Origin of the sequence: Mesorhizobium loti CJ3sym (assembly GCF_000472785.1) — a bacterium.
Taxonomy (GTDB): domain Bacteria; phylum Pseudomonadota; class Alphaproteobacteria; order Rhizobiales; family Rhizobiaceae; genus Mesorhizobium; species Mesorhizobium loti_E.
Map to the genome: position 1 here is coordinate 51,397 of NZ_AXAL01000026.1, position 25,384 is coordinate 76,780.

At 62.8% G+C, this 25,384-nt stretch carries 27 protein-coding genes and 1 tRNA gene; 10 read left to right on the plus strand and 18 right to left on the minus strand.

The genetic code is table 11. The features are described from left to right. Positions 1 to 187: 187 nt before the first annotated feature. The 4 genes from A3A9_RS0129015 to A3A9_RS0129030 are packed head-to-tail and all read right to left on the minus strand — an operon-like array spanning position 188 to position 2,713. The gene (locus A3A9_RS0129015) at positions 188 to 988 is read right to left on the minus strand and encodes a rhomboid family intramembrane serine protease (protein WP_027061765.1); all 801 of its coding nucleotides are present in this window, start codon (positions 986 to 988) and stop codon (positions 188 to 190) included. A gap of 33 nt (positions 989 to 1,021) precedes the next feature. After that, positions 1,022 to 1,603: a cob(I)yrinic acid a,c-diamide adenosyltransferase gene (locus A3A9_RS0129020; protein ID WP_027061766.1), complete on the minus strand. Its 582-nt coding sequence runs from the start codon at positions 1,601 to 1,603 to the stop codon at positions 1,022 to 1,024. 25 nt (positions 1,604 to 1,628) lie between these two features. Next, positions 1,629 to 1,820 carry a twin transmembrane helix small protein gene (locus A3A9_RS0129025; RefSeq protein ID WP_027031242.1) on the minus strand — a complete coding sequence of 64 codons (192 nt, stop codon included), beginning with the start codon at positions 1,818 to 1,820 and terminating at the stop codon, positions 1,629 to 1,631. Between the two features lie 26 nt (positions 1,821 to 1,846). Then, positions 1,847 to 2,713 (minus strand): SDR family oxidoreductase, encoded by an 867-nt coding sequence (locus A3A9_RS0129030; RefSeq protein WP_082222270.1) that lies wholly within the window; start codon positions 2,711 to 2,713, stop codon positions 1,847 to 1,849. Positions 2,714 to 2,771: 58 nt separating this feature from the next. Here A3A9_RS0129030 and A3A9_RS0129035 point away from each other — a divergent pair, with 58 nt between their 5' ends. Beyond that, positions 2,772 to 3,623, plus strand: a complete 852-nt coding sequence (locus A3A9_RS0129035) for a YihY/virulence factor BrkB family protein (protein ID WP_027061768.1) — start codon at positions 2,772 to 2,774, stop codon at positions 3,621 to 3,623. Here the strand turns inward: A3A9_RS0129035 and A3A9_RS0129040 are convergent. Next, positions 3,593 to 4,480 (minus strand): DMT family transporter, encoded by an 888-nt coding sequence (locus A3A9_RS0129040; protein WP_027061769.1) that lies wholly within the window; start codon positions 4,478 to 4,480, stop codon positions 3,593 to 3,595. The two genes, A3A9_RS0129035 and A3A9_RS0129040, sit on opposite strands and share 31 nt — an antisense overlap. Before the next feature lie 151 nt (positions 4,481 to 4,631). Then, positions 4,632 to 5,507, minus strand: a complete 876-nt coding sequence (gene gluQRS / locus A3A9_RS0129045; protein ID WP_027061770.1) for a tRNA glutamyl-Q(34) synthetase GluQRS — start codon at positions 5,505 to 5,507, stop codon at positions 4,632 to 4,634. Between the two features lie 75 nt (positions 5,508 to 5,582). On the opposite strand from gluQRS, the gene A3A9_RS0129050 reads away from it, so the two are divergent. Continuing rightward, positions 5,583 to 6,224 carry a DNA-3-methyladenine glycosylase family protein gene (locus tag A3A9_RS0129050; protein ID WP_027061771.1) on the plus strand — a complete coding sequence of 214 codons (642 nt, stop codon included), beginning with the start codon at positions 5,583 to 5,585 and terminating at the stop codon, positions 6,222 to 6,224. A gap of 128 nt (positions 6,225 to 6,352) precedes the next feature. After that, complete coding sequence (locus A3A9_RS0129055; RefSeq protein WP_027031236.1) at positions 6,353 to 6,910, plus strand: HNH endonuclease; 558 nt, start codon at positions 6,353 to 6,355, stop codon at positions 6,908 to 6,910. Between the two features lie 153 nt (positions 6,911 to 7,063). Here A3A9_RS0129055 and A3A9_RS0129060 read toward each other — a convergent pair whose 3' ends face one another. The 3 genes from A3A9_RS0129060 to A3A9_RS43070 all read right to left on the minus strand — a co-directional run bounded on the left by A3A9_RS0129060 (position 7,064) and on the right by A3A9_RS43070 (position 8,511). Beyond that, complete coding sequence (locus A3A9_RS0129060; RefSeq protein ID WP_027061772.1) at positions 7,064 to 7,582, minus strand: disulfide bond formation protein B; 519 nt, start codon at positions 7,580 to 7,582, stop codon at positions 7,064 to 7,066. 87 nt (positions 7,583 to 7,669) lie between these two features. Beyond that, positions 7,670 to 8,254 carry a YqaA family protein gene (locus A3A9_RS0129065; RefSeq protein ID WP_027061773.1) on the minus strand — a complete coding sequence of 195 codons (585 nt, stop codon included), beginning with the start codon at positions 8,252 to 8,254 and terminating at the stop codon, positions 7,670 to 7,672. Positions 8,255 to 8,262: 8 nt separating this feature from the next. Beyond that, a complete protein-coding gene (locus A3A9_RS43070; RefSeq protein ID WP_027061774.1) occupies positions 8,263 to 8,511 on the minus strand; it encodes a hypothetical protein in 249 nt (82 codons plus the stop codon). Positions 8,512 to 8,529: 18 nt separating this feature from the next. On the opposite strand from A3A9_RS43070, the gene A3A9_RS0129075 reads away from it, so the two are divergent. Continuing rightward, positions 8,530 to 8,614: transfer RNA gene (locus A3A9_RS0129075), tRNA-Leu, on the plus strand. Between the two features lie 91 nt (positions 8,615 to 8,705). After that, entirely contained in the window at positions 8,706 to 8,936 is a 231-nt protein-coding gene (locus A3A9_RS0129080; RefSeq protein ID WP_027061775.1) for a hypothetical protein, read from the plus strand. Positions 8,937 to 9,149: 213 nt separating this feature from the next. Here the strand turns inward: A3A9_RS0129080 and A3A9_RS0129085 are convergent, their stop codons facing one another. Then, on the minus strand, positions 9,150 to 9,446 hold the full coding sequence (locus tag A3A9_RS0129085) for a hypothetical protein (protein WP_152536199.1): 297 nt from the start codon (positions 9,444 to 9,446) through the stop codon (positions 9,150 to 9,152). A gap of 432 nt (positions 9,447 to 9,878) precedes the next feature. On the opposite strand from A3A9_RS0129085, the gene A3A9_RS0129090 reads away from it, so the two are divergent. Next, positions 9,879 to 10,670, plus strand: coding sequence for a hypothetical protein (locus A3A9_RS0129090; protein ID WP_033838858.1), 792 nt, complete (start codon positions 9,879 to 9,881; stop codon positions 10,668 to 10,670). Positions 10,671 to 10,797: 127 nt separating this feature from the next. On the opposite strand, the gene A3A9_RS41915 is transcribed toward A3A9_RS0129090, so the two are convergent. From A3A9_RS41915 to secA, 6 genes are all read right to left on the minus strand, one after another. Then, positions 10,798 to 11,478 (minus strand): hypothetical protein, encoded by a 681-nt coding sequence (locus tag A3A9_RS41915; RefSeq protein ID WP_027061778.1) that lies wholly within the window; start codon positions 11,476 to 11,478, stop codon positions 10,798 to 10,800. Positions 11,479 to 11,728: 250 nt separating this feature from the next. Next, positions 11,729 to 12,901, minus strand: coding sequence for a YncE family protein (locus tag A3A9_RS0129100; protein WP_027061779.1), 1,173 nt, complete (start codon positions 12,899 to 12,901; stop codon positions 11,729 to 11,731). Next, entirely contained in the window at positions 12,898 to 13,656 is a 759-nt protein-coding gene (locus A3A9_RS0129105) for a creatininase family protein (protein ID WP_245279148.1), read from the minus strand. Before A3A9_RS0129105 ends, A3A9_RS0129100 begins: the two co-directional genes overlap by 4 nt. A 187-nt stretch (positions 13,657 to 13,843) precedes the next feature. Beyond that, positions 13,844 to 15,124, minus strand: a complete 1,281-nt coding sequence (locus A3A9_RS0129110; RefSeq protein WP_027061781.1) for a GNAT family N-acetyltransferase — start codon at positions 15,122 to 15,124, stop codon at positions 13,844 to 13,846. Then, the gene (locus A3A9_RS0129115; RefSeq protein ID WP_027061782.1) at positions 15,124 to 16,524 is read right to left on the minus strand and encodes an oligosaccharide flippase family protein; all 1,401 of its coding nucleotides are present in this window, start codon (positions 16,522 to 16,524) and stop codon (positions 15,124 to 15,126) included. Before A3A9_RS0129115 ends, A3A9_RS0129110 begins: the two co-directional genes overlap by 1 nt. A gap of 325 nt (positions 16,525 to 16,849) precedes the next feature. After that, entirely contained in the window at positions 16,850 to 19,582 is a 2,733-nt protein-coding gene (gene secA, locus A3A9_RS0129120; protein WP_027061783.1) for a preprotein translocase subunit SecA, read from the minus strand. 262 nt (positions 19,583 to 19,844) lie between these two features. On the opposite strand from secA, the gene A3A9_RS0129125 reads away from it, so the two are divergent. Beyond that, the gene (locus tag A3A9_RS0129125; protein WP_027061784.1) at positions 19,845 to 20,774 is read left to right on the plus strand and encodes a peptidylprolyl isomerase; all 930 of its coding nucleotides are present in this window, start codon (positions 19,845 to 19,847) and stop codon (positions 20,772 to 20,774) included. A 51-nt stretch (positions 20,775 to 20,825) separates the two neighbouring features. On the opposite strand, the gene A3A9_RS0129130 is transcribed toward A3A9_RS0129125, so the two are convergent. Further along, positions 20,826 to 21,428, minus strand: a complete 603-nt coding sequence (locus A3A9_RS0129130; protein WP_027061785.1) for a TetR/AcrR family transcriptional regulator — start codon at positions 21,426 to 21,428, stop codon at positions 20,826 to 20,828. A 108-nt stretch (positions 21,429 to 21,536) separates the two neighbouring features. Beyond that, on the minus strand, positions 21,537 to 22,763 hold the full coding sequence (locus A3A9_RS0129135; protein ID WP_027061786.1) for a caspase family protein: 1,227 nt from the start codon (positions 22,761 to 22,763) through the stop codon (positions 21,537 to 21,539). Positions 22,764 to 22,931: 168 nt separating this feature from the next. On the opposite strand from A3A9_RS0129135, the gene argJ reads away from it, so the two are divergent. Genes argJ through A3A9_RS0129150 form a run of 3 tightly spaced genes read left to right on the plus strand, consistent with a single transcriptional unit; the run spans position 22,932 to position 25,370 of the window. Further along, the gene (argJ, locus tag A3A9_RS0129140) at positions 22,932 to 24,173 is read left to right on the plus strand and encodes a bifunctional glutamate N-acetyltransferase/amino-acid acetyltransferase ArgJ (RefSeq protein ID WP_027061787.1); all 1,242 of its coding nucleotides are present in this window, start codon (positions 22,932 to 22,934) and stop codon (positions 24,171 to 24,173) included. A 29-nt stretch (positions 24,174 to 24,202) separates the two neighbouring features. Then, positions 24,203 to 24,955 (plus strand): GNAT family N-acetyltransferase, encoded by a 753-nt coding sequence (locus tag A3A9_RS0129145; RefSeq protein WP_027061788.1) that lies wholly within the window; start codon positions 24,203 to 24,205, stop codon positions 24,953 to 24,955. Next, complete coding sequence (locus A3A9_RS0129150) at positions 24,948 to 25,370, plus strand: (deoxy)nucleoside triphosphate pyrophosphohydrolase (RefSeq protein WP_027061789.1); 423 nt, start codon at positions 24,948 to 24,950, stop codon at positions 25,368 to 25,370. Before A3A9_RS0129145 ends, A3A9_RS0129150 begins: the two co-directional genes overlap by 8 nt. Positions 25,371 to 25,384: the final 14 nt, after the last annotated feature.

The following is a 25,384-nucleotide window of genomic DNA, read 5'->3' on the forward strand; positions in this document are numbered from 1 at the left end:
GCCTTTTCTGAGTTGTCGAAAGCCGACATTCCTGACTGAATTCCGGCCAGACGGAATTCTGGCCGGATGGAAATTCTGGTCTTTGCCCGTCTTGGACTGATCCTTAACAGCCTTAGGCCCAGACGGAGACGTTTCCGTAGTTGGGGCAACCCTTGACGTCAATACGCTGAAAGCGGCTCAAATCGGTTCAGTTTGAGCCAGAAGGGTTTCCTCGGCCCCAGCGCGCCGTGGTGGCTGGCGGTTCTGACGCCGCTGGTTCGGCAGCAACCGGCGGCTGGTCGGGCGCAGGAGACACGGTATCCTCGTCGGCGCCGGCAAAAAGCGGCACGCCGCGGCTGCGCAGGACAAGCACCAGCACGGCGCCTGCCATGATGCCGCCGATGTGGCAAGCCCAGGAAATCTGGTCCTCGCCGCCGCGGGCAAACATGAAAACCTGGAACAGCACCCACAGGATGAGCGGGATGAAGGCCGGTATGCGCAAAGGGATACGGGCAAAGGCCAGCACCCAGACCTTCACCCTGGGGTAGAGGATCAGGTAGGCGACGACCACGCCGGCGATGGCACCGGAGGCGCCGATCAGCGGCACCTGCGAATCCCAGGCGACGAGGCCCTGGAAAGCGGCGCCGGCGATGGCGCAGAGCAAATAAAAGATGAGGTAGCGGACGTGGCCGAGCGCGTCCTCGACATTGTCGCCGAACACCCACAGGAACAGCATGTTTCCGCCGAGGTGGAAGATGTCGGCATGCAGGAAGGAGTAGGTGAGATAGCTCAGGCTTTCGGGGATGACGACGAAGCGAGGGTCAAGCTCGGCCGTGTTGTGAACGACGGATGGAATGAAGCCGAGGCCAAGCACCGCCGCATTGGTGAAGTTCTCGCCGCCGAGGGCAGTGGCGCAATAGACCAGCGCGTTGGCCACGATCAGGCCGATCGTCACATATTGCAGGCGGATATGGCGCAGCCTGTTGGTATCATAAAGCGGGATGAACATCGATTGCTGGCCCCCTCCCGCTCTTCGGTCCGTTCAGCGGTTTTCGCCGGGAACCCATAGCACGTCGGCATTTCCATTGTCATTGACCGCCCGGGCGGCGACAAACAGGAAATCCGAGACGCGGTTGACGTATTTCAGCCCGTCGCGGTTGACGTGTTCATTCGGATCTTGCGCCAAGGCCACCATCAGCCGTTCGGCGCGCCGCGCCACGGTGCGGGCAAGATGCAAGGCAGCGGCCGCCGGCGAACCGCCGTTGAGCACAAAGGATTTGAGCGGCTGGAGGTCCTTGTTGAGGAGGTCGATGTCCTTCTCGACGCGATCGGTCTGTGCTGGTGTGATCCGCAAGGGCTCGTATTCGAGCGGCTTGCCGTCGTCCGGCACGGCAAGGTCAGCGCCGAGGTCGAAGAGATCGTTCTGGATGCGCGAAAGCATGGCGTCGATCGCCGGGTGGTTCTCTGCGGTATGGACCCGGGCAATGCCGATACAGGCATTGGCTTCGTCCACGGTGCCGTAGGCGTCAACCCGCAGGTCGGATTTTAGCCGTCGTTCACCGGTGCCGAGGCCCGTGGTGCCGTCGTCGCCGGTGCGGGTGTAGATCTTGTTGAGCTTGACCATTTCGTCTCCCCCGCTGCCGATATCTTCACTTGCGGGTGAAATACACGGCCAGCAGGATCAGCACCAGCGCCACGGCCTGCAGCATGACGCGTGCCTGCATCAGCTTGTTCGAGGTGACACCGGAACCGCCGCGCATCATGTTGATGAGGCCTCGGATCAGCACGATCACCACGGCGGCCATGACCAGAATGGCGAGGATGTTGAAGACGGTTGCCATTGTTGCGTTTCCAGTTGTTTTGGCGTTCAGGCGCGTCTGGCCATCAGACGGTAGAGTATCGATGCCGGCAGGATGCGTTTGAGCGCGGCGCCGATCTTAGCCGGCACTGTTACCACATAGTGCGGACGCGGGCGCCGCGACAGAAGTGCATGGCGCAGAACCGTATAGACCACTTCTGGCCCGGGTTTCAGCGCCGACTGGCTGCCGCCGGCGCGCAGCCGTTCCAGTTGCGCGGCATATTCGCCGCTGTGCACGGAATTCTCGATGTCGATGTTTTTCAGGAACCAGGGCAGGCCGTTGCTGGCGATCTTCGATTTCACCGGGCCCGGCTCGATCAGCGAGACATGGACGCCGCTGCCTTGCAGTTCCTGGCGCTGGCAGAGCATCAGCGCCTCGAGCGCATGTTTCGATGCCGAATAGGCGCCGCGAAAGCGCACCGGCACCAGGCCAAGGATCGACGAGCAATGGACGAGGCGGCCACGGCCCTGGCGGCGCATCACCGGCACGAGACGGCTGGTCAAATCATGCCACCCGAAGAAATTGACCTCGAACTGTGCCTTCAGCGCGGCCACCGACAGGTCCTCGACCGCGCCGGCCTGCGCGTAGGCGCCATTGTTGAACAGGGCGTCGAGCTTGCCGCCGGTGCGCTTGAGGACCTCCGATGCCAGAGCGGCGATGGAGTCTGGTTCGCTGTAGTCGAGGTAAAGGGCCTCGATGCCGTCCGCTTCGAGGGCGGCGATGTCTTCCGGCTTGCGCGCTGTCGCGAACACCCGCCAGCCTTCGGCCTTCAACGCCCGCACGCAATATGCGCCTATGCCTGAAGACGCACCGGTGACGATGATGGTGCGCAACTCTGTGGCTGGGGAATTCGTGGTTTGACTTAGGGTTGCCATTTGCCGCATTCACTTCCCATATTCGCGGCGTCGAGACAATCGAAGGGAGCGCGCGTCCTTGCTGCGGAATATTGTCGCCCTGCGCCGCGTGCTCTACGACGCGCTCGGTCATTTCAACACCGATGACGGCTGGGCGATGGCCAGCCATCTGGCGATCACCTCGCTGATGGCGCTGTTTCCGTTCCTGATCTTCGCAACGACCTTGGGCAGCTTCCTCGGCGCCCAGGCTTTTGCCGACACGGCCGTGCATCTGGTCTTCGACACCTGGCCGGATCAGATCGCCAAGCCGATCGCGCATGAGGTGCTGAACGTGCTGACCGTCCGGCGCACCGATCTGTTGACCTACGGCGTGCTGCTTGCCGCCTACTTTGCCTCGAACGGCATCGAGGCATTGCGCACGTCGCTCAACCGCGCCTATCGCGTCACCGAGACGCGCGGCATCATCCATCGCCGGGTGCAGAGCCTGTTCTTCGTGCTGATCGCGACGGCCGGGTTCCTGGCGATCAGCGTGCTCCTGGTGTTCGCGCCCTTGCTGGCGCGGCTGGCGGAAGCGCATTTCGAGTGGATCAAACCCTATACCGGCACGATCACGCTGTGGCGGTACGTCATTGCCTCAACCGTTATCATCGGTGGGCTGTTTTCGGTGCACTACTGGCTGCCGGCCGGCAAGCGCCGCTTCGTCTCGCTGGTACCGGGCATCATCTTCACGCTGGCCGCATGGCTTATCGGCTCGACGATGTTTGCCACCTATCTCGACCATTTCTCGTCCTATGTGACGACCTATGCCGGTCTCGCCTCGATCATGATCGCGGTGGTTTTCCTCTACATTGTGTCGGCGATCTTCATCCTTGGCGGCGAGCTCAATGCCGCGATCAGCCGTTATCTGGAGGCGCGTGCCCGGGTCGGCTGAGCCGTTGCCAGGCCAACGCCGAAGGTGGTGATGGCCATGCCGACGATCTGCAGCGCGTTGAGCTGTTCGTCGAACAGAGCCCAGGCGATGATCGCCGTCACTGCCGGCACAAGGTAGAACAACGAGGCGACTTTCGACATCTCGCCGTCGCGGATCATCACCATCAAAAGGAAGATGGCGCCGAGCGACAGCACCAGCACCAGCCAGGCCATGGCGAAGATCAGTTCGCCGTTGATGATGACGGTGTGCGTTTCGAAGGCAAGCGCGGCCAGGATCATCACGGAAGCACCGCCGACATATTGCCACATGGTCGCCGCGACGAGGTCGCCGCCGGAAGCGAACCGCTTCTGCCAGATGGTGCCGGCGCTCATGCCGAGCACCGAGACCAGCGAGGCGGTTAGCGTCGCCGCCGTTACGCCGCCGCCCAGTGCGCCGAGCTTCGGCCACAGCACGATGACGATGCCAATCAGGCCGATGCCAAGGCCAAGCCAGTGGCGCGGCAGGATGGCCTCGCCCAGGAACTTGCCGGCAAGCACGGCCGTGATCAGCGGCTGCAGGCCAACGATCAAGGCGGAGAACCCGGCCGGCATACCCCGGTGGATGGCCCAGAAGACGGCGCCGAGATAGACGCCATGCATGAGCACGCCGGCGCCGGTCGCATGCAGCGCCTCCTCGCGCGTTGCGCGTTTCGAGCCGAGCACCAGCATCAGCGCAGCCAGCAGGATGGCGGCGATGACGAACCGTGCGGCGAGGAAGGTGAACGGCTCCGCCCACGGCATGGCGTAGCGCGCGCCGATGAAGCCGGTCGCCCAAAGGACGACGAAAGTGGCGGGGATGAACCGCTTGATGCTGTGCATTTTCCGGAAACCGCCGCACTGGAAAGAGTTGAATGTGGCGCTGCTCTAATCCCGTTCAGCCCGGCGTGCAAAACCAAACGATTGATCCATGCATCACGGGAATTCAACCGGTGGTGCGTCCGGCAGGCAGCTTTCTTAAGGCTGACAGAGGTCAAAGTCCGATCATCAGCCTGATATCGTCCGGCGATGCGCCGGCCTCGCGCAGCGCCGCAAGGCCCGTGTCGCCAAGGCTCTTCGACAGTTTTCGCCCATCCGGTCCGAGAATGAGCTGATGATGGAAATAGGCCGGTTGTGGGAGCTCCAGAAGCTCCTGGAGCAGGCGCTGCACGCCGGTGGCGGAAAACAGATCCTGTCCACGCACCACATGGCTGACGCCTTGCAGCGCATCGTCCGTCACGACGGCCAGGTGATAACTGGTCGGGATGTCGCGACGCGCCACGATCACGTCGCCCCAGTCCTGCGGTCGGGCTTCGACCGGGCGCGTGGCCGAAAGGGTCTCGTCGGCGAATTCGGTCCATGCGAGATCCCCGCCGACAAGCGCAACGGCGGCATCGACATCCAGCCGCCAGGCGAAGGGGGTATTCTCGGCGATGCGCCGCTTGCGCTCCTTGACCGGCAGCGCTTTGTCGGCCGGGGGATAGAGCGGCACGCCGTCGGGATCGCGTGGCCAGTCACGCCCGCGCTTCTCGCTGTCGGTGATAAAAGCCCTGATGTCGCCACGGCTCATGAAGGCGGGATAGACCAGTTCCTCGCGGATCAGCCCGTCAAGCACCGCCTCGTACTCGGCAAAATGCTCGGACTGGCGGCGCACCGGCTCTTCCCAGCCAAGGCCCAGCCATTTGAGATCGGCAAACACGCCGGCCTCCAATTGCGGCGTGCAGCGCGTCGTGTCGATATCCTCGATGCGCAGCAGCAGGCGGCCGCCCGACGCCCTTGCCAGCCCCTGGTTGAGCAGCGCCGAATAGGCGTGGCCAAGGTGCAGTTCGCCATTGGGGCTGGGCGCGAAGCGGAATGTCAGGAGCGTCATGTCTCAAGCGGCAATCGGGTTGTGCTGTGGTTTCGGCGGTTGCTACCTTGCTGCACATTGGCGGACAAGGATACCATGCAGCGCATCGCGACACTGGACGATATTGCCCGGGGGCTGGATGCGCTTTGCATCATCGACCCGCGCCTGGAAAAGGTGCGCGGCATGGCCGGCGAGGTGCCGCTGCGGCTCTCAGAGCCGGGGTTCAGGAGCCTGGCCTCGATCATCGTCTCGCAGCAAGTATCCCGGGCGAGCGCCGATGCGATCTTCGGCCGGCTGACCAGGCTGGTCGATCCGCTGACGCCGCAAGCGATCCTGGCCGCCGGCGAGGACATGTTTCGCGAGGCCGGCCTGTCGCGGCCCAAGCAGCGCGGCCTGATCGCGGTCGCCCAGGCGGTGGCCGACGGCCTCGACCTGCATCACCTCTGTTCGCTTGAGGCTGAGGAGGCGATCACGGCGATGACGGCGGTGTCCGGCATCGGTCCGTGGACGGCGGAAGTTTACCTCCTGTTTGCCGCGGGGCACCCCGACATTTTTCCGGCGCGCGATGTCGCGCTGCAGAGCGCGGTTGGCCATGCGCTCGGCATCGACCCGCGTCCGCCGGAGAAAACACTGATCCAGCTCGCCGAATCATGGAGCCCGTGGCGAGGTGTCGCATCGCGGCTTTTCTGGTCCTATTATCGCGAAACCCGGGGCAGGGACGCCACACCGCCGGCCTGAATCCGCAAAAAAGCATGAAAATCATGCGTTTTTGGCACTTTGGCCGAACGACAATCCGCTTCACATCCCTGTCATGTCGGGCTTACAGTATCCGCGCCGATCGGTTCTAGAACGAGGAGGTCAACAAGGTGACGGTTGCCGTATCTCCGGATGGGCTTCCAGCGCTGGTGCTGAATGCGGATTACCGTCCGCTCAGCTATTACCCCTTGTCGCTCTGGTCCTGGCAGGACGCCATCAAGGCGGTGTTCCTCGACCGGGTGAACATCGTCGCCGAATATGAGCATGCGGTGTCCTCGCCGACCTTCTCGATGAAACTGCCGAGCGTGGTCAGCCTGAAGGCCTATGTGAAGCCGTCCAGGCATCCGGCCTTTACCCGCTTCAATGTCTTCCTGCGCGATCGCTTCCAGTGCCAGTATTGCGGCACGCCGGAGGATCTGACCTTCGACCACGTCATTCCCCGCCATCGCGGCGGTGCCACGACCTGGGAGAATGTCGTCGCCGCCTGTTCGCCCTGCAATCTCAGGAAGGGCGGCATGATGCCGGCGCACGCCAAGATGTTTCCGCTGCAGAAGCCTTACCAGCCGACGGTGCATGATCTGCACAACAATGGCCGGCTGTTCCCGCCGAACCATCTGCATGAAAGCTGGATGGATTATCTTTACTGGGATGTCGAACTGGAACCTTGAGATCGTTCGAGAATTGGCCGTCTGGAGCAATTGTCTGCGCTTCCGATGCTCACGGACCAGATGTCCGCTCCGCTTCGGTTCTCGACAATCACTCCATAAGACTCAGCCTGCCGAATTCTTTGAACGATCTCGCGTCGGCGCTTTCGCGCTAGGTCAGTCGCGCGACAGCGCACCGCGGAAGGCGACGGCGGCGAGGATCAGGCTGGCGATGGCGTTCCAGCCGGCCAAAGACAGGCCCAGGATGCGCAGTGCGGCCTTGTCGCAGGAGGGCGGCACGAATTTGTCGAGCGCGTCGAGCACGCCCTTGCCGCCGGTGTCGACCGGCCCGGCGCCTGCCGTACAATCGGTCGGGCCGGCCCACCACTGCCACTCGACGCCGGAGTGGTAGACGCCGAGATAGAGGCCGTAGAGCATCAGCACGCCGCCGATGCCCAGCAGGCCGCGCGTCAGCCAGGCCGGCGCGCGTAGCATCGATGCAATCGCCGCCAGCACCATCAACGGCACGCCGACGTAATAGGGGGTGCGCTGCTCCAGGCAGAGATGGCAAGGGATGTAGCCGCCGATGTGCTCGAAGCCGAGGGCCGAGCCGACGGTAGCGGCCATGGCGACCGCGAGAAACAAGGCCATGCGCGTGCGCTGGCGTCCGGTATCGGCATTCATGGTCGCTGTCATGGTTCTTTCGTCCGTTGTGTACGCCGCCCGTTCGCCCTTATCCATGTCGTTGTCCCAAAACCGCAGGACACTCTTGGGCGACATGGACTAGAGCGCGTATTTGATCAGGATATAGAGCAAAATCAGGGCAGCCGCGCCGGCGCCGACAATCAATCCCAGGCGCTTCTCGATGAACTCCTTGATCGACTCACCATAGCGGCGCAGCAGCCAGGCAAGCAGCAGGAAACGAGCGCCTCGCGCCAAGATGGCCGAGACGATGAAGACAAAAAGATTTATGTGAAGCGCCCCGGCCAGAATAGTGACCACCTTGATCGGCGGCAGGTGCGCAACGCCGGACGTGACAAGCAGCACCAGCATTAGCCCGGTGCCGGACGACTGCCACTGCTCGAAGGCGGCAAGGCCGCCGAAGTGCTCCAGGATCGGCCGTGCTATCGTGTCGTAGGCATAGTAGCCGATCAGCCACCCGGCAATGCCACCCAGCACGGACGCAACTGTGGCGGTCAGCGCGTAGCGATAGGCGCGTTCGGGCCGTGCCAGCGCCATGGGCAGGAACAGTACGTCCGCCGGAATGAAGAACACCGAGCTCTCGACGAAGGCGATGAAAGCCAGCCACCATTCGGCGGATTTGCGCGCCGCCAGCGACAGGGTCCAATCGTACAATCCGCGAAGCATCGGCTCTCCTAATGCATGTCGCCCAAACACGCGCAGATGCCTGGGACAAAGGCGTGGATGAAAACAAGACCCAAAGCGTGCGCGGCCATCCATTCCGACGCGCCACGCTCCATGCGCCGCCTGTCTAGAAAGATTTTCCGCGCTGCACAATGGCAGCAGTGCCATGAAATCAAAAGGCGAAGATTGGTCGCATCCAGGCGCTGCCGGAGAATTGGCCAGTTGACGAACAGGCCTCCGACCGTATAGTCCGCGCCCATCCAGGCCGCCCGGCCTGAGCCCCTATGGCGGAATTGGTAGACGCGCTCGACTCAAAATCGAGTTCCGCAAGGAGTGCTGGTTCGATCCCGGCTAGGGGCACCACTGACCGCTGACAAGCCCAGTAATTGCAAGGCTTTCAAGGGCTTAGACGTCCCCCGAGGTACATCGTTGTGGTACATCAGGGGGGCCAACAATGAGCAGCGTGATCGTGGACTACTGGCAAGAGCGCAAGAACAAGAAGCTGGGAAGCTCCAGTTACCGCTACAGACGCGTCGTTGAACGTGAGCTGCGATCAACCTTAGGTAAGGGCGAGATCACCATTGCCTTGGGAAATGCCAAGGGTGACGCGCTCGTGAAATACCGTCAGGTGCATCGCGAGGTCGAGCAGACGGCTGCGCTCAGTCGCGTCGAGTGGTGCGGCTAAGGCTTCACCAATGATGAGGTCGGACGTGGCGGGCGCACCGCTTGTATCAAGCGCAACGTTCGTTGAGGCGAGATAGGCGGGTTGCCGTTTCCCGCTCAGTAGAGGCTGCGCTGGTGGCGCTGAGGTTTCGCCGCGACCATCTAAGGGTCAAAACTCAATTAGCTGGTTGCCGCAAACGGCCGAGATGGATGGAGAGCGACCTTCTGCTGCTCATCACTTCAACATGGAGCGCAACGTCAGAAACATTCCGTATAAACTTATGCCGAGGGCCATCGGAAGAAGCGTGACCAGCAAGCTTGTTTCGATCGTCCACAGGGATTGGCGCTTCCACTCACTAAACCCCTTCCAAAGCATGAATGCCAAAAGGACTGTAAGGAAAACGCACATAACAAACATCGCGATGAAGATGCTCTTCGGATACACCGGCTGCAACAGAATGCCCACTATGCCGATTGCGAGGTTGGCAGCGATGAGCGCCTTATAGCGACCTGGAAGCCTATGCTCGGTCATATCGATACCCCCGATAGCCACCAACCCATGCAGCGCCTATTCATTCCATTCTCCACGGCTAACACGCTTTGGTTGCGCCAGAGTTAAGCGGCCGCTTAACCCGAGATACAGCGCCTGATACCCACTGAGGTACATCGAGACTACAGGCCTTCAGGGGCGATAAGCCGGTAAGGTCTTGTTATTGCTGAGAGATTGTTCGGTCTAGATGCTGGTTCGATCCAGCCCCAGTACCCCGTCTAGGGGCACCATCCTATTTCTCTACAACCCGCTACCCGACAGTGGCGGGCGCGCTTGCTTCCAGAGCGATGCAACCATAGACCGTGGCCGTCGACCTTTGCCCGGGCCGCCTGCTTGCGTAGTTTGGCCTGCGGCGATACTCCTAGAGGCCAACATCAAACGGCACGATTGCCGAGTTTCCGGCCACTTTGCGTGATGGAAATACTCTACGGGCTTGGGTTTTTGATGCTGTTCAGCTTAAGCGCGGTCAGCGGGGTGGCCTTGCGCGCGCGACTGCACGAAGCGCACTTCTCGAAGGATAATATGGATGCGGTGAGCTTGGGTACAGGTCTCCTCGTCACCTTCGCCGCCCTGGTTCTCAGTCTGCAGTTGTCTTCGGCGAGATCGGCTTTCGATGTCGCCAACCACGACCGTTCTCTTTACGCCGCCAAACTGGCACGCCTGGACGAGTGCCTTCGAAATCTTGGCCCCGAGATGGGAGCGACGAGAGAACGTCTTCGCCAATATACCGCTGCCGTTATAGCGAGTACGTGGCCGCACGAGATTGCGCCCGTCGTCGACGGCATGCCGGATGTTCGGCACATGGCCGTGAGTGGCGAAGATGCGACCCTAAAGACCCTAATGAACGAGGTCGGAGTATCGATCGACTCCGTGGCGCCGGCAAATACCGCGCATGTAAACATGGCTGCCAGGTGCCGATTGAATTTCACAATGGTTGAGGAGAGCCGTTGGCGGGTCATTGAAGATGCGGATCGTGGCGCCAGCAATTCTTACACTGGCATAGTCGGCTTCTGGCTGGCGCTCGTGTTCTTCAGCTTTGGGCTTCAAGTTCCACGGCGCACGCTGAGTGTCATGGCCTTGGCAATCTCGGTCGTGGCTGTCGCCAGCGTGATGTTCGTCATTGTCGATTTGAATTTTCCCTACGGAGGCATATTCGGCATCGGAAGTTCAGCCATGCGCGATGCCTTGGCTGATATGAGCCGATAGGCTGTGACTGGCGTTCGCGAGGCGATGCGTTCGCAAGGCTGGGTTCTCTCGGCTCCAGCCTGATCAGAGCCGAGAGAATTTGGATGAAGCCGGCACTATGGCGTCAGCTTGCTTTTGCTGAATCCGCTCAGAGCGAATGCTTATAGCCGATGGCGATGTTCAATTTGTCGCCTGCGAGATCGTTGTAAGGGGCCGAAGTGGTATCGGTCTTCTTCCAGGAGTAGCCAACGCTGGCATAGACCGCGTCGGTCGAGTCGATGTTGTAGGTCACACCGGTGGCCAGCTTCGGCGTTTCCCAGGTGGTGTTGAAGGCATTGCGATAGCGGAAGTTGAAGACGTTCCAGGTCCACTGCTTGGTGACCTTCAAATCGCCGGCGATATACAGGGCGTAGTAAGGAACATTGGCATTGGCATCCGCATCCTTGATGATGCCTGTATCGTGCCAGGTGTAGCCGAGCCCGACGCTGGGCGTCAGGCTGAAGGCGTCGGTGACCTTGATTTTGTAACCGAGGCTTGCTTCGGCATAATACTGCGACTTGCCGCCGGTCTTGAAGGTCGGCTGGATAAAGATGCCGCCGACGAAATTATTGTCGAAACTGTGCGAAACGCTAAGCTTGAAGTAGGTGTCGGCAAGCGAGCGGGCGGTGTTGCTGCCATTGTCGATGGCGTAGAATTCCGGGCTCCCCTCGATTCCTATTGTCCAGGTCGGCGCTGCCGGTGGCGGGGCTTCGACCAGATCGGCTGCAAAGGCCGATGTGGCCATGGACAAGCAGACGCCCAATGGGGCGATGATGGTGCGCAAAAGCATGGTCTTCCCTCGATATGTGGCGGCGCATCAGGATGGAGCGGCGCATTTTGATGTGGCGAGGGTTTAGCTAGGCGCGCGCTATTACAGTTATGTGACGATGTACCGTTCGTGTCGGCTGCTTTGTTCAAACGGTTGCCGGCGAGATATCGGCGGTACAGTTTGGCCACACTCGGCGAGTGGGCTGGCAAGTTCGCGCACGCCTGTAAGGCATCAGGTCGCAGGCGGCCGTGCCTGCGACCCGTCGAGAGACCTATCGCATGTTGCCGGTGTGGCCCTGCGAGTATCTGCCGGGCTGCGGCCAGACCGTCAGGCCGTGGGGCTCGACGCCGACCCGGATTTTCGTCACGGCGCCGGAGGTCGTGTCGATCATGTAGACCTCGCTGTCGAAGCGACCGGACAGCCACAATTGCTTGCCGTCGGCGCTGACATTGCCCATGTCGGGGCTGCCGCCACCCGGTATCGGCCATTGCGCGACGACCGAGCGGGTGGCGAAATCGATGACGGTCACGCTGCCCGGCCCCTTTGCACGGCCTTGCTCCATTTTGTGCGAGCCGCGGTTCGACACATAAAGTTTTTTCCCGTCACGGCTGACGACAAACCCGTGCGTGCCGATGCCGGTGGCGATGAAGCCGATCTCGGTAAAGCTGTCTCCGTCGATCAGGAACACGCCGTCGTTCATCATGTCGGCGACGTAGAAGACCTTGCCGTCGGGGGAGAGCCTGACGTCCTGCGGCATGCCCATTTTCGACAGAGCGAGGTGGCCGAGCACCTTCTGGTTTTTCAGGTCGACCTTCAGCAGGCCGCCATCGCCATATTCGCAGGTGAAGATGGCGTAGGAACTGTCGACGGAAAAATCGGAGTGGTTGATTCCGGGGCAGGTCGGCGTCGCGAGCGTCGATTTCAGCGCCATGGTCTGCGGATCGCGCATGTCGAGCCGCTGGTAGGCTTCATCGACTATGATGGCCGAACTTCCGTCCGGCATGAAATACATGTTGTACGGGTCATCGACCGGAATTTCGTGACCCGGCTTGGCGGTCTTGGGGTCGATTGGTGTCACGCTACCCTTGCTGGTGCCGCTGGCGTTGTTGGCGACCCAGAGTGTCTTCAGATCCCAGGACGGAACGACGTGCTGCGGCTTGCGCCCGACAGGGAATCGGTCGACTTCCTTGAACGTCAGGGGGTCGATGACCGATACGCTGTTGGACGAGCGGTTTGGAACATAGACACGGGGCAGTGCGCCTGCCGTCGCGGGGCTCAAATGATCAGAGCTTGTCTGGTCGTAGATATTGATCGGGGAGTGCGAAGGCGCCGGCTCGCTGCAATCCTCCGGGCATGAGCCGGCCGAAGCCGATGCCGAAGACAGGGCAAGCAACAAGACGAGCAGGGCGCGAAAGCTCGTGAACTGCGAATATGGTTTGATCATTTGGGCTGCTGTTTTTCGAATTCACGGATCGCTTCGGTCGTTCCGTTGACGATCAGGTCGACGCCGAGCTGGCCAAACGCGGCTGACGATCGTGTCGGATCGCCGCCATAGACGCCGTCGCCGGCATCGAGCTTCGGGGTAGCCGCGAGGCGATCCTCGCGCACCATAGACGGATCGATGGCGAGCATGAGCGATGTGTCGGCCAATCCCGCGTGGGTGCCGATCTCCGGCCGCTTCGCGCCGGCCGACAGGAGCTTGTCGACATAGGCGCCTTGGGTGATCTGATAGTACTCGAGCGCCGCAAAGACCCGGACTGGGGTTTTGCGCCATTCGGCGTTCAGGCGGTCGGCGACATGGCGCTCGTCGGCCTGATAGCCGCCGTGGTCGCCAATCAGCACGATGGTCTTGAAGCCGTGCAGCTTGAAGCTGCGGGCAGCGGATTCGAGCAACTGCTCGAAAGTCTTGTCACTGATGGTGATCGTGCCGGGAAACCGCATATGGGCGGTCGGCGGATCGATGGCTCCTTCCGGAACATAGGAGATCACGGGCGCGACCAACGCGTTGCCCAGTTGGCCGGCTATTTTTTCAGCCAGAAACTTGACCCGCACATTGTGCTTGCCCAAAGCCATAGCGGGGCCGCTCTGTTCAGTGCCACCTATCGGGACAATGATCGTCGTCATTCCGGCGGCGATCCGATCGCGCAGTTCGGTCCAGGTCTGGTCCTCGAGCAAAACCGACGCGTTGGCGGCGTTCACCACTGACGCAAGGCCTGACAGAAACCAAACGCAGACGACGGTGCCCGCGAACCGTGCGATCGTTCCGACCTTTGCGCCAGACGTCGCATTGGACCGAGGACGCCCGTCCGTTGTTCCTGCGCCATTTGTGTCGGGGGCAGGGGGCTCAGCAAGGCGCCTCCAGCCGCGGAAGTCAGAGATCATGGGTCTATCGCCGCCTCAGGAGGCTCTTCATCCGGTTGCGCAACAGGCGCGCCATGTTGCGGGTCTCTCGGTAGAGATGCAGTTGCGAGGCAGCCTGGCGGGTGAGCCGGTCGGCATCCGGCGTCAGCCCGATCACCAGCGTGCCGATCGGCTTGCGTTCGGTCCACAGCCTGCTCATCACCGGATGATCCGGCACCGCGCAGGAATCGGTCATCATGATGTTGGGATCGTCGAGGTGCTGCCTGGTCACCTCGATCATCAGCAGCGTGCCCGGCGAATAGGCGGCCAGCGTCTCGTCATAGGCCGTCTTCCACGTATAGGCGACGCCGGCTTCGACGAAGACGATCAGGCAGGCGATTGTGCGGCCGTCGAGCGTCAGCGAATGGATACGGCACATGTCGTGTTCGGCAAGCCTGTGCACCGCCTCGCGGGCAAAGGCGGCGCGGAAGCGGTCGATCGCCATGGCGGTGCGATCGCGGCCCTTCCAGCCGGACGCTTCCAGCGTCAGGAAGCTTTCGATGGCGTGGCGGATGTCTTCGGGGCCGCGCGCCACCACATGCTCCAGCCTGCCGAGGTCGCCAAGACGCCGTTTCAGGCGGCGGAACTCGCGATAATGGTGCGAGCGCAGCGAGGCCTTCAGATAGTCGTCGCCGTCGAGTTCGCTCTCCAGCGCGGGGCGCTGGGCCTGGCTGGTGGTGACCAGCGTCAGCCCACGCGTCTCGGCCACCGTGCCAAGCAGGCTCGCTACCGGACCGTCGAGCCTGATGTCGGGCAAGACAAAGACTTTCGGCAGCTTGAGGTGCGGGCGCGACAGCATCGAGAAGAAATCCTCGACGACACCGATCGGATCGTCGCGGTCGATCAGCGGTGTGCCGAGCGGACCAAACGGGCTCGACCATGTGCGCATCACCGGAACGCCGAACGGCACCACCGGGCGCTCGACCGAGATCGGCACCAGCAGGCGTAGCCGGTTGCGGTATTCGTCGCCGTCGCGGATCACCGCCAGCCGCACCTCGCGGTCTTCCAGCCGCGGCATGGCCGGGGCCAGGAAGCGCGGGTTGAAGAAGACGTTCGGCTCGATCGTGCGGGCGCAGAGGTAATCCAGTTCCTCGACCAGATCGAAGCCGGCCGATGCCGGATAGATGGCAAGCTTGCGCTCGGGCCGGTTGTTGGCGAGGATTTCGATATGGGCGGGATCGGCGTCACGCCCGAGCCCGGCGAGGCCGGACACCATGGCGCCGGCGGTGCCGCCGCTGGTTTCCTCGAGCAACGGGATGGCGGCCATCAGGCGGCTCCTTTGGCAGGCACGAAGATCACCATGACGATGCCGAGCTTGCGCCACACCGTGAAGGACAGCGCGCTGGCCTCGAAGATCATGGCAAAGGCGGTGGCCATGGCCGCGCCCCACAGGCCGAAATGCGGGATCAGCACCACGTTGAGGCCGATGTTGAAGGCCAGTGTCATGGCATAGACGGCGGCGCAGATATTCTGGTTGCCGCTCATGGTGAGCAGGCTTTCGCAGGGACCGACGGCGGCGCGCGCCACAACGCCGAAGACAAGCAGGAACAGCAGCGGATAGCCGGACGTGAATTCGGGGCCGAACAGCACCAGCATGGGTTCGCCTAGCGCCAGCACCAGGAACGCCATCAGCAGCGACGGCCAGAAGGTCCACGACACCGTCTCGCGGGCAAAAGCAGCAAGCTTTGCCGGGTCGCCATGGGTGAATTGCGCATAGCGTTGGGCAACACCGGCCTTGACGGCGAAATAGACGAAATGCACCAGCGCCAGCGTCTTGACCGTGGCGAAATAGACGGCGACGTCGTTGGGCTCCATATAGGCGCCGACCATCAGCACATCGGCATTGGTGAGCAGGAAGAAGAAGCTCTCGACCAGGAAGATCGGCAGCGAGACGACGAACCATTGCGCGAAATGCACGTTCATCGGCCCGGCCGGGATCTGCCTTTCCATGCGGTGGGTGACGCCGATCAACTGGCCGAGCGTGGTGACGTAGCAGGCAGCGATCGAGGCGAAGATCGCGGTCCTGGCATCGGGCGCATAGCCGGCGAAAAGCATCAGCGCCATGAACAGCAGGATCAGCACCGGCCGTATCAGATAGGTCGGCGAGAGCGCGAACAGCGCCCATGAATTGGCGCGCGCCAGCCCTTGCAGCAGGTCGCCCATGGCAATCATAGGCAGGCAGATGACGCCGAGGATGAACGGCACGACGTAGTAGTTTTCGATCCATGGCGAGGCCAGCCACACGCCGAGCGCGCCCAGCCCGGCGATGATCGTCGAGGCAATCAGCACGAACAGCCGGCTGGCCAGCACGATGCCGCGCAATTCGGCCAGCATGCCGCGCTCGCGGTATTCGGGAATAAAGCGGATGACCGAGGTGTGGAAGCCGAGGCAGGCGAGGTTGCCGACGATGACCATCGTCACCCAGACAAGCACGAAGATGCCGTATTCGAACGAGCCCATCCAGCGCGCCATCAGCACCTGGCTGATGAAGGCGATGACGGCGCTGACGATGCGGATGGAGAAGGCGATGACCGACATGCGGCCGGCCTCACCGCGTTCATCGGCGGTGAACAGCACGGCGTCGATGCGGCCAAGCAGAGGTCCCACGCGCAGCGCCAAACGCTGCGGCAAGAACCGCCCGGCTGTCGTGGCCGCGGAAAAGCGCACCCCGATCTCTCTCCGTTTTCCGCCTCTTTTTCAGGCTTTGGTGTAGCGGAGACACATTAAGAAACGGTTGGGTGAGCTTTCCTTCGCCCCGTTCACGGGGAGAAGGTGCCGGCCGGCGGATGATGGGCGGCGCTGGCTTTCGGGGGATTTGGACTGATGCGGGCTGGGCGAAGAAGAAACTAGCTACAGACGCAGCGGCTTCGCGGGGTCCGGCATGTCATCCGACTCGATTTGAGGCATATGGGCAATCGCAGAACTCAGCGCCGCCCCTCATCCGCCCTTCGGGCACCTTCTCCCCGTGAAACGGGGAGAAGGAAGTGCGCCCTTACGCGAACGCCCCGTGGCAGTGCTTGTACTTCTTGCCCGAGCCGCAGGGGCAGGCTTCGTTGCGGCCGACTTTGCCCCAGGTGGCCTGGTTGTTGGGGTCGCGATCCTCGGGAGCGACGATAACGTTCTGCTCCGGGCGCACCAGGAGGGCGGTTTCGCCGCCTTCGAAATCATTCTCGCCGGTGCTGCCGTCGATATGCGTGCCGAACATGTCGGGGGCTTCCGGAGGCGGGGCTTCGGCGGCCTGGCGGACGAGTTCGACGCGCATCAACTGGGCGGTCACGGCCTGTTCCAAATTGCCGAGCATCGCCTGGAAAAGCTCGAAGGCCTCGCCCTTGTATTCCTGCAGCGGATCGCGCTGGGCGTAGCCGCGGAAGCCGACGACAGAGCGCAGATGGTCAAGGTTGACGATGTGCTCGCGCCACAGCATGTCGAGCGTCTGTAGCACTACGGAGCGCTCGACATAGGTCATCACCTCGGGGCCGAAGCGTTCGGCGCGTTCCTTGGCGGCGGCATCGGCGGCAGCAGTAATGCGCTCGCGGATGTCGTCCTCGGCGATGCCTTCTTCCTTGGCCCAGTCATCGACCGGCAGGTCGAGATTGAGGAATTCGGCAACCCCGGCCTTGAGGCCGGCGACGTCCCACTGCTCGGCATAGGCGTTTTCGGGAATGGCCTTGGCGACGATATCGTCGATGACGCCTTCGCGCATCTCGGCGATGGTTTCCGAAAGACCTTCGCCGTCCATCAGCTCGATACGCCGCTGGAAAACCGCCTTGCGCTGGTCGTTGGAGACGTCGTCATATTTCAGGAGGTTCTTGCGGATGTCGAAGTTGCGCGCCTCGACCTTCTTCTGCGCCTTCTCGAGCGCCTTGTTGATCCAGGGATGGATGATCGCCTCGTCTTCCTTGAGGCCGAGTTTCTGCAGCATGCCGTCCATGCGCTCGGAGCCGAAGATGCGCATCAGATCGTCCTGCAGCGACAGGAAGAATTTCGAGCGGCCGGGGTCGCCCTGGCGGCCGGAGCGACCGCGAAGCTGGTTGTCGATGCGGCGCGATTCGTGGCGCTCGGTGGCGAGCACGTAGAGGCCGCCGGCGGCCAGCGCCTTTTCCTTCAGGCGCTCGATGTCGGCGTGGATTTCCTTTTCCCGCGCCTCGCGCTCGGGTCCGGCAGGCATGTCGCCCAGTTCGTCCTCGATGCGCATTTCGGCATTGCCGCCGAGCTTGATGTCGGTGCCGCGGCCGGCCATGTTGGTGGCGATGGTGATGGCGCCGGGCTTGCCGGCCTGGGCGACGATCGCCGCCTCGCGCTCGTGATGGCGGGCGTTCAGCACCTCGAAATCCTTGAAACCTTCCTTGCGCAGGCGCTCGGCCAGCTGCTCGGACTTTTCGATCGAGGTCGTGCCGACCAGCGTCGGCTGGCCCTTGGCGCTGGCTTCGCGGATCTCCTTGACGATCGCCTTGTACTTCTCCTCGACCGACCGGTAGACCTCGTCGTCCTCGTCCTTGCGGATGACCGGCAAATTGGTCGGGATCTCGGTGACTTCGAGGCCGTAGATGTTGCCGAATTCCTCGGCCTCGGTCAGCGCCGTGCCGGTCATGCCGGAAAGTTTTTTGTAGAGGCGGAAGTAGTTCTGGAAGGTGACGGAGGCGAGCGTCTGATTCTCTGGCTGGATCGCCACATGCTCCTTGGCTTCCAGTGCCTGGTGCAGGCCTTCCGAATAGCGGCGGCCGGGCATCATGCGGCCGGTGAACTCGTCGATGATGACGATCTCGTCGTTGCGGACGATGTAGTCCTTGTCCTTCTGGAACAGCCGGTGCGCCTTCAGCGCGTTGTTGACATGGTGGACGATGGCGACGTTCTCGACGTCATAGAGCGACTCGCCCTTCAGCAGGCCGGCGTCGCGCAGCAGATTCTCCAGCTTCTCGGTGCCTTCCTCGGTGAAGATCGAGGTCTTCTGCTTTTCGTCGATCTCATAATCCTGCGGCTGCAACTGGATGATGAAGGTGTCGATGGTGTTGTACATTTCCGAACGGTCCTCGAGCGGACCGGAAATGATCAGCGGCGTGCGCGCCTCGTCGACCAGGATGGAATCGACTTCGTCGACGATCGCGTAATTGTGACCGCGCTGCACCATCTGGGCGCGCTCATACTTCATGTTGTCGCGCAGATAGTCGAAGCCGAGCTCGTTGTTGGTGGCGTAGGTGACGTCCGAGGCGTAGGCGGCGCTGCGTTCCTCGTCCGACAGGCCGTGGACGATGACACCGACCGAGAGGCCGAGGAACTTGTAGACGCGGCCCATCCATTCGGAGTCGCGGGTGGCGAGATAGTCGTTGACGGTGACGACGTGGACGCCCTTGCCGGCAAGCGCGTTGAGGTAGACCGGCAGCGTTGCGACCAGGGTCTTGCCCTCGCCGGTGCGCATCTCGGCGATGCCGCCATTGTGCAGCACCATGCCGCCGATCAGCTGGACGTCGAAGGGGCGCATGCCGAGCACGCGGCGTGCCGCCTCACGGGCGGTGGCGAAGGCCGGGACCAGAAGATCCTCAAGGCTGGCGCCATTGGCGATATCCTGCCGGAATTTATCCGTGCGCCCCGCGAGTTCGGCGTCGGAGAGCGCCCGCATTTCGTTTTCCATGGCGTTGATCGCCTCGACACGAGGCCGGGTCGATTTGACCCGGCGGTCGTTGGAGGAACCGAAAACCTTACGGGCGAGACCGCCGAGACTGACCATTCAATGGTCCTTTCGATAGAATTCTCAATCTTTAAGATAGGCGCCGGCCGGCCCCATCAAATCCGCGTGAATGCGTCGCCCAAATACGGACAAACACAAAAAGCGCCCGGAAAACGGTTCTGGACGCAAAGTCGTTGGACAGATAAGAGGGGGCTCAACTGATGTCAACGCCGCGCTGGCCCTGCCGGTCGCGCCAAATTCCGCCACAATCTGGCTGATCTGGAAGCCACCCTCCTTATAATCCCTCACCGGAGTCATCCTTATGCCCTTGTTGTTTCGCCGTGCGTCGCTCGCCAGCCTTGGTCTGGCCTTCGGCCTGTCGGCTCTTTGCCTGTCGCCTGTCATGGCGCAGGAGACCGCTCCCGCTGCTCCCGCCGATGCCGCGGCCCCGGCAGCACCCCCCGCGGCCCCCGTCGACCCGAATGCCGTGGTCGCCACGGTCAACGGCCAGCCCTTGACGGAAGCCGACCTGGTGCTTGCCGAGGGCGAGCTGTCGCAGCAATTCGCGCAGCTGCCGCCTGAACAGCGCCGCGCCGCTGCCCTTTCGGCGGCTATCGAGATCCGCGTCATGGCCGCCAAGGCCGTTACCGACGGTCTCGACAAGGATCCCGACTTCCAGCGCCGCATGGCCTTCCTGCAGCAGCGCGCGCTGCATGGCGAGATGGTCGAGAAGGGTGTTGTCGACAAGGTCACCGACGCCGAAATCCGCGCCCGCTACGACCAGGAAATCGCCAACACGCCGCCGGTCAACGAGGTGCATGCCCGTCACATCCTCGTGAAGACGAAGGAAGAGGCCGAGGCGATCATCAAGCAGCTCGATGGCGGCGCCGACTTCCAGAAGCTTGCCAACGAGCACACCAGCGATCCCTCGGGCAAGACCAATGGCGGCGATCTCGGCTGGTTCGGACCTGGCCAGATGGTGCCTGAGTTCGACAAGGCCGCCTTCGCGCTCGAGGTCGGCAAATACACCGAGCAGCCGGTGCAGTCACAGTTCGGCTGGCATGTCATCAAGCTCGAGGACAAGCGCGCCAAGCAGCCGCCGGCCTTCGACGACGTCAAGGACCAGGCCAAGCAGGCGGTCATCCGAGACAAGTATTTCGCTCTGGTCAAGTCGCTGCGCGCCGGCGCCAAGGTCGAAATCGCGGACGCCAAGCTGAAGCAGGCCGTCGACACGCTGGAAAGCGCCAAGTAAGCCTGAAAAACGTTTCAAAGGGGCGCGGCAGCGAAGGTTGCCGCGCCCTTTTTATTGGCCGGCGCCGGCTGCTATGCCTTGCAGGAGATAGCGGACCATTTTGCGGATCGTCGCCTCAGGCTCGTCGAGCCGGTTGGTCAGCAGATGCCGCCAGGCATAGGAGGTGACGAGGTCGGCGACCACGGCCGGATCGATATCGTCGGCGACCTCGCCCCGTGCCTTGGCGCGCTCGATGATCTGGCCGGTGTGGGTGCGGCGGCCTTCGACATATCCGGCAAGAGCGGCGGCTGCGGTTTCATCCGACTGTGCCTCGGCGATCAGCGACCTGAACACGCTGCCCGACGATGTCTCGCGCCAGTGCGCGAACAGATTTTTCAGGAAGCCGACGAGATCCTCTTCCAGTCTTCCGGTATCGGGAATGTCGACGCGCTTCTGGCGCTGGTAGACTTCAAGCAGCAGTGCCGCCTTGCTCGGCCACCAGCGGTAGATGGTCGGCTTGCCGGCGCGGGCACGGCGTGCCACCGCCTCGATCGAGAAGCCGGCATAGCCGGCCTCGACGAGTACGGCTTCGGCGGCCTCCAGAATGGCTTCGGCGCTGTCGGGATTGCGCCGGGCGCCAATCGATTTGCGTGCCGGATCCGCGTCCTCGGCCATTCCTGACGTCCTCGTTTTCAATTTGCCGGCAACGATAGGTGATCCGGCCATGAAACGAAACGCCCCGTTTTCAAGCGCAGAAATTGCGCCATCATCAGGCGATCGCCGTCACATCGCCTGTGACGTCTCCGACACGATACGCCACCCATCAGCGGTCTTGATCAATTCCAGCGTCACCCGCGCCTTGCCTGCCACACGCGCCGCCGCCTTGTCCTTTGGTGTGTAGTCGTAGCTCATGGCGAAGACGGCCTGGGCACTGCCCTCACCGTGCGGTGTAACCTCCAGGCTGCCCGGTTCCAGGCCAAGCGACCATGAAGCCCATTGCGCGAACCAGTCACTTTTCACTTTGACGAGCGCCTCGGCATCGTAAGGCGTTCCGAATATGGTGGCGGATGGGCCGTAAAGCCGTTTGACGGCCGCGCGCATATCCTTGATGTCCGGCGACAGGTAATCGTCGCGCAGGAACTTCTCGATCGCGCTTTTGTCGTCGCCGACCGAACGCTCGAGCGTCGCCACTTGTGTCGAGGGCTCAGGTGCCGCGGCTGGTGCGGGCGGTTTCACCGGCTCGCCGCTCGGCACAAACTCGAAGCGTTCGAGCAGCGAGCCCTGTTCCCAGGGCCGCTGGCTTTCGCGCGTCTGCGAAACCACGTCGCGGCGCACCGCGATCATCATGTCGTTGATGCTCTGGCCGGGTTCGGCGATGTGCCGCAAAAGGGCGGCGGCGAAGGGCGAGTTGCGCCCGCTTCCGTCCATGGCGACAGCACCCGGTGCTGTCGAGAAGGCGATGAAGGAGCCGCGCGTCGAATCGAACTGCGCCAGGCCGGCTAGCGCCGTCGCCGACCGCGTCGTGGCGGTGCGGCTCAGGCTGCGGGCAAACGGGTTGTTGCGGCAGGCATCGAGAAACACCAGGCTGACCTTGGTCTGCTGTTCCATGATGTCGAGGATTTCGTCGATCGGCACGGCTTCGAGCTGGAGTTTCACCGGCATGTCCAGCCTGGCGTCGACCGGTACGATGTAATTGCGCCCGTCGACCTGAAGGCCATGGCCGGCATAGTAGAAAAGGCCGACGCCGGCGCCTTCGAGCGCATCCGAGAATTCACCGATGCTGCGTTCAAGCTCGCGCTTGCCGAGATCGTTGCCTTCAATGACCTCGAAGCCGATGGAGCGCAGCTTGTCGGCGATGTCGAGCGCGTCGTTGACCGGATTGGCCAATGTCCCGGCTTCGGAATAAGTGCCGTTGCCGATGACCAGCGCCACGCGACGCTGCGGCTCAGCGTCGGCGCTCAGCAGCAAAAGTCCCAGAAACGCCCATGCGAGGATCGCAAGCCTGCCCATGGGGGGCAATCATAGCGCCACAGGCCCCCGCGACGCCAACAGATTTGAAATGCAAGCTTAATTCGCAGTGGTTGCCGCCCCCGGCAGGCGCGGCGAAAACGCCCTTGCGCCCGCGCGCCGTATCGGGCAAACCGGCCTTCCCTTGCGAATTTCCCGCCCGAGGTCCCCATGTCCACGACGATTTCGCCGCTCGCGCCGAAGAAATACCCCAAAATGCCTGTCATTGAAGGGGTGCGCATCGCCACCGCCGAAGCGGGGATAAAGTACAAGAACCGCACCGATCTGCTCGCCATGGTCTTCGACGCGGGTACGGCGGTCGCCGGCGTGTTCACCAAGTCGAAATGCCCTTCGGCGCCGGTTGATTTCTGCCGGCAGAACCTTGGCGCCGGCAAGGCGCGGGTGCTGATCGTCAATTCCGGCAACGCCAACGCCTTCACCGGCAAGAAGGGCCGCGAATCCACCGCGCTGACCGGCGAAGCAGCCGCCAACGCGGCCGGCTGCACGGCTGGCGAGGTGTTCCTCGCCTCGACCGGTGTCATCGGCGAGCCGCTCGACACAACCAAGTTCAGCCATCTGCTCGCCGGGCTGGTCAGCGACGGCAAACCGGACCTGTGGACCGAGGCGGCAAAAGCCATCATGACCACGGATACCTATCCGAAAGTGGCGACGCAGACGGCCAAGCTCGGCGACACCGATGTCACCATCAACGGCATTTCCAAGGGCGCCGGCATGATCGCCCCCGACATGGCGACGATGCTGTCCTTCATCGCAACCGATGCGCCGATCGCAGCACCCGTGCTGCAGGATCTGTTGTCGCGCGGCACCGCCAAGACCTTCAACGCGGTGACCGTCGACAGCGACACATCGACCAGCGACACGCTGCTGATCTTTGCCACCGGCAAGGCTGCAAAGCGTGGCGCGCCTGAGATCACCGATCCCAAGGACGCCAGGCTCGGCCAGTTCCGCCGGGCACTAAACAAGGTGCTGAAGTCGCTGGCGCTGCAAGTGGTGCGCGACGGCGAGGGCGCTCGCAAGCAGGTCGAAGTCACCGTTACCGGTGCGAAATCGGCCCGCTCGGCCAAGCGCATCGCGCTGTCGATCGCCAATTCGCCGCTGGTCAAGACGGCGGTTGCCGGCGAGGACGCCAATTGGGGCCGTGTCGTCATGGCCGTCGGCAAGGCCGGCGAGCCCGCCGACCGCGACCGGCTGTCGATCTGGTTCGGCGACAACCGGCTGGCGCATGAGGGCGAACGCGACCCGGCCTATTCGGAAGAAAAGACCTCGGCCTACATGAAGCGCGACGATATCCTCATCCGCGCCGATATCGGCATCGGCCGCGGCAAGGCGACGGTGTGGACCTGCGATCTCACCAAGGAATACGTCGCCATCAATGGCGACTATCGGAGCTGACAGTTTTGGCTTCCAGGCATCCGGCAAGCATGCTCGCGATCGTGCGCCGCTACGAGGCGGCGGGCTTTCGCGCATGGCCGGCAGCGGCCGTCCACTATGACGGCACCTGGGTGGTGCGGCTGACCGCGGGCCATCCGGCCAAGCGGCTGAATTCGGTCAATCCGCTCGATCCCGGCGACATCCAGCACATGGCCGACCGCATCGGCCGCGCCAGCCGCCGTTTCGACGCCTATGGCAGGCCGCTGACGTTCCGCATGTCGCCACTGTCGGGTCCCGATCTGGCCAGCCATCTCGACAAGGAGGGCTGGAGCCGCTTCGACGAATCGCTGGTCATGCGGCTGCCGCTGGCTGACGCGCAGCTCGATGCCGCCATGGACCAGATCCCGCTGAAGGACATCAGCCGCTTCATCGGCGCCTCGCTCAAGGTCAGCGGCTCGGACGTTTCGCTGCGGCCCGGCCTGTCTGAGATCATTGGCGCCATCCAGCCCGAGGCCGGGCTATTCGCGCTCGAGGACGGTGCCGAGGCGCTGGCGACGCTGATCTGCGTGCATGACGGCGATCTCGCCGGCCTGTTCGAGGTCGCCACCGACAAGGCGGCGCGCAACAAGGGCCACGGCCGCAACCTGATCCTGTCGGCGCTGAAATGGGCGCGGCTGCGCGGCGCGCGCGAAGCCTGGCTGCAGGTCGAGGCCGGTAACGTGCCGGCATTGGCGCTCTATCGATCGCTCGGCTTCGAGGAGGTCTACCGCTACCACTATCGCCGGCCACCTGGTCATGAATGACGTGGCGAATGCCGGCAAGCGCCTGCTGCTGGTCGCCGCCTGTGCGCTGGTCGACGCCGACGGCCGCGTGCTGCTGGCGCAGCGGCCAGAAGGCAAGCAGCTTGCCGGCCTGTGGGAATTTCCCGGCGGCAAGGTCGAGCCCGGTGAAACGCCGGAACAATGCATCATCCGCGAACTGCATGAGGAAATCGGCATCGAGACCGATATTCCATGCCTGGCGCCACTCACCTTCGCCAGCCATTCCTATGACGACTTCCATCTGTTGATGCCGCTGTTCGTCTGCCGCCGCTTTCGTGGCATCGCCCAGCCCCGGGAAGGGCAGGCGTTGAAATGGGTGTGGCCAAAACAGATGCGCGACTATCCAATGCCGCCGGCCGACGCGCCGCTGATCCCGTTCCTCATCGATCTCCTGTGAGCGTCCGGGACTGA

Bases quoted from the DNA above. Each gene is read 5' to 3' on its own strand.
- A3A9_RS0129110 (WP_027061781.1), bottom strand. From the start codon at position 15,124: ATGGCCGCCATCCCGTTGCTCGAGGAAACCAGCGGCGGCACCGCCGGC.
- A3A9_RS0129150 (WP_027061789.1), top strand. From the start codon at position 24,948: ATGAATGACGTGGCGAATGCCGGCAAGCGCCTGCTGCTGGTCGCCGCC.
- gluQRS (WP_027061770.1), bottom strand. From the start codon at position 5,507: ATGACGCTCCTGACATTCCGCTTCGCGCCCAGCCCCAATGGCGAACTG.
- A3A9_RS43070 (WP_027061774.1), bottom strand. From the start codon at position 8,511: ATGGGCGCGGACTATACGGTCGGAGGCCTGTTCGTCAACTGGCCAATT.
- A3A9_RS0129090 (WP_033838858.1), top strand. From the start codon at position 9,879: ATGGAAATACTCTACGGGCTTGGGTTTTTGATGCTGTTCAGCTTAAGC.
- A3A9_RS0129125 (WP_027061784.1), top strand. From the start codon at position 19,845: ATGCCCTTGTTGTTTCGCCGTGCGTCGCTCGCCAGCCTTGGTCTGGCC.
- A3A9_RS0129025 (WP_027031242.1), bottom strand. From the start codon at position 1,820: ATGGCAACCGTCTTCAACATCCTCGCCATTCTGGTCATGGCCGCCGTG.
- A3A9_RS0129130 (WP_027061785.1), bottom strand. From the start codon at position 21,428: ATGGCCGAGGACGCGGATCCGGCACGCAAATCGATTGGCGCCCGGCGC.
- A3A9_RS0129020 (WP_027061766.1), bottom strand. From the start codon at position 1,603: ATGGTCAAGCTCAACAAGATCTACACCCGCACCGGCGACGACGGCACC.
- A3A9_RS0129015 (WP_027061765.1), bottom strand. From the start codon at position 988: ATGTTCATCCCGCTTTATGATACCAACAGGCTGCGCCATATCCGCCTG.
- A3A9_RS0129030 (WP_082222270.1), bottom strand. From the start codon at position 2,713: ATGGCAACCCTAAGTCAAACCACGAATTCCCCAGCCACAGAGTTGCGC.
- A3A9_RS0129085 (WP_152536199.1), bottom strand. From the start codon at position 9,446: ATGACCGAGCATAGGCTTCCAGGTCGCTATAAGGCGCTCATCGCTGCC.
- A3A9_RS41915 (WP_027061778.1), bottom strand. From the start codon at position 11,478: ATGCTTTTGCGCACCATCATCGCCCCATTGGGCGTCTGCTTGTCCATG.
- A3A9_RS0129100 (WP_027061779.1), bottom strand. From the start codon at position 12,901: ATGATCAAACCATATTCGCAGTTCACGAGCTTTCGCGCCCTGCTCGTC.
- argJ (WP_027061787.1), top strand. From the start codon at position 22,932: ATGTCCACGACGATTTCGCCGCTCGCGCCGAAGAAATACCCCAAAATG.
- A3A9_RS0129080 (WP_027061775.1), top strand. From the start codon at position 8,706: ATGAGCAGCGTGATCGTGGACTACTGGCAAGAGCGCAAGAACAAGAAG.
- A3A9_RS0129145 (WP_027061788.1), top strand. From the start codon at position 24,203: ATGCTCGCGATCGTGCGCCGCTACGAGGCGGCGGGCTTTCGCGCATGG.
- A3A9_RS0129065 (WP_027061773.1), bottom strand. From the start codon at position 8,254: ATGCTTCGCGGATTGTACGATTGGACCCTGTCGCTGGCGGCGCGCAAA.
- A3A9_RS0129040 (WP_027061769.1), bottom strand. From the start codon at position 4,480: ATGCACAGCATCAAGCGGTTCATCCCCGCCACTTTCGTCGTCCTTTGG.
- A3A9_RS0129050 (WP_027061771.1), top strand. From the start codon at position 5,583: ATGCAGCGCATCGCGACACTGGACGATATTGCCCGGGGGCTGGATGCG.
- A3A9_RS0129135 (WP_027061786.1), bottom strand. From the start codon at position 22,763: ATGGGCAGGCTTGCGATCCTCGCATGGGCGTTTCTGGGACTTTTGCTG.
- secA (WP_027061783.1), bottom strand. From the start codon at position 19,582: ATGGTCAGTCTCGGCGGTCTCGCCCGTAAGGTTTTCGGTTCCTCCAAC.
- A3A9_RS0129060 (WP_027061772.1), bottom strand. From the start codon at position 7,582: ATGACAGCGACCATGAATGCCGATACCGGACGCCAGCGCACGCGCATG.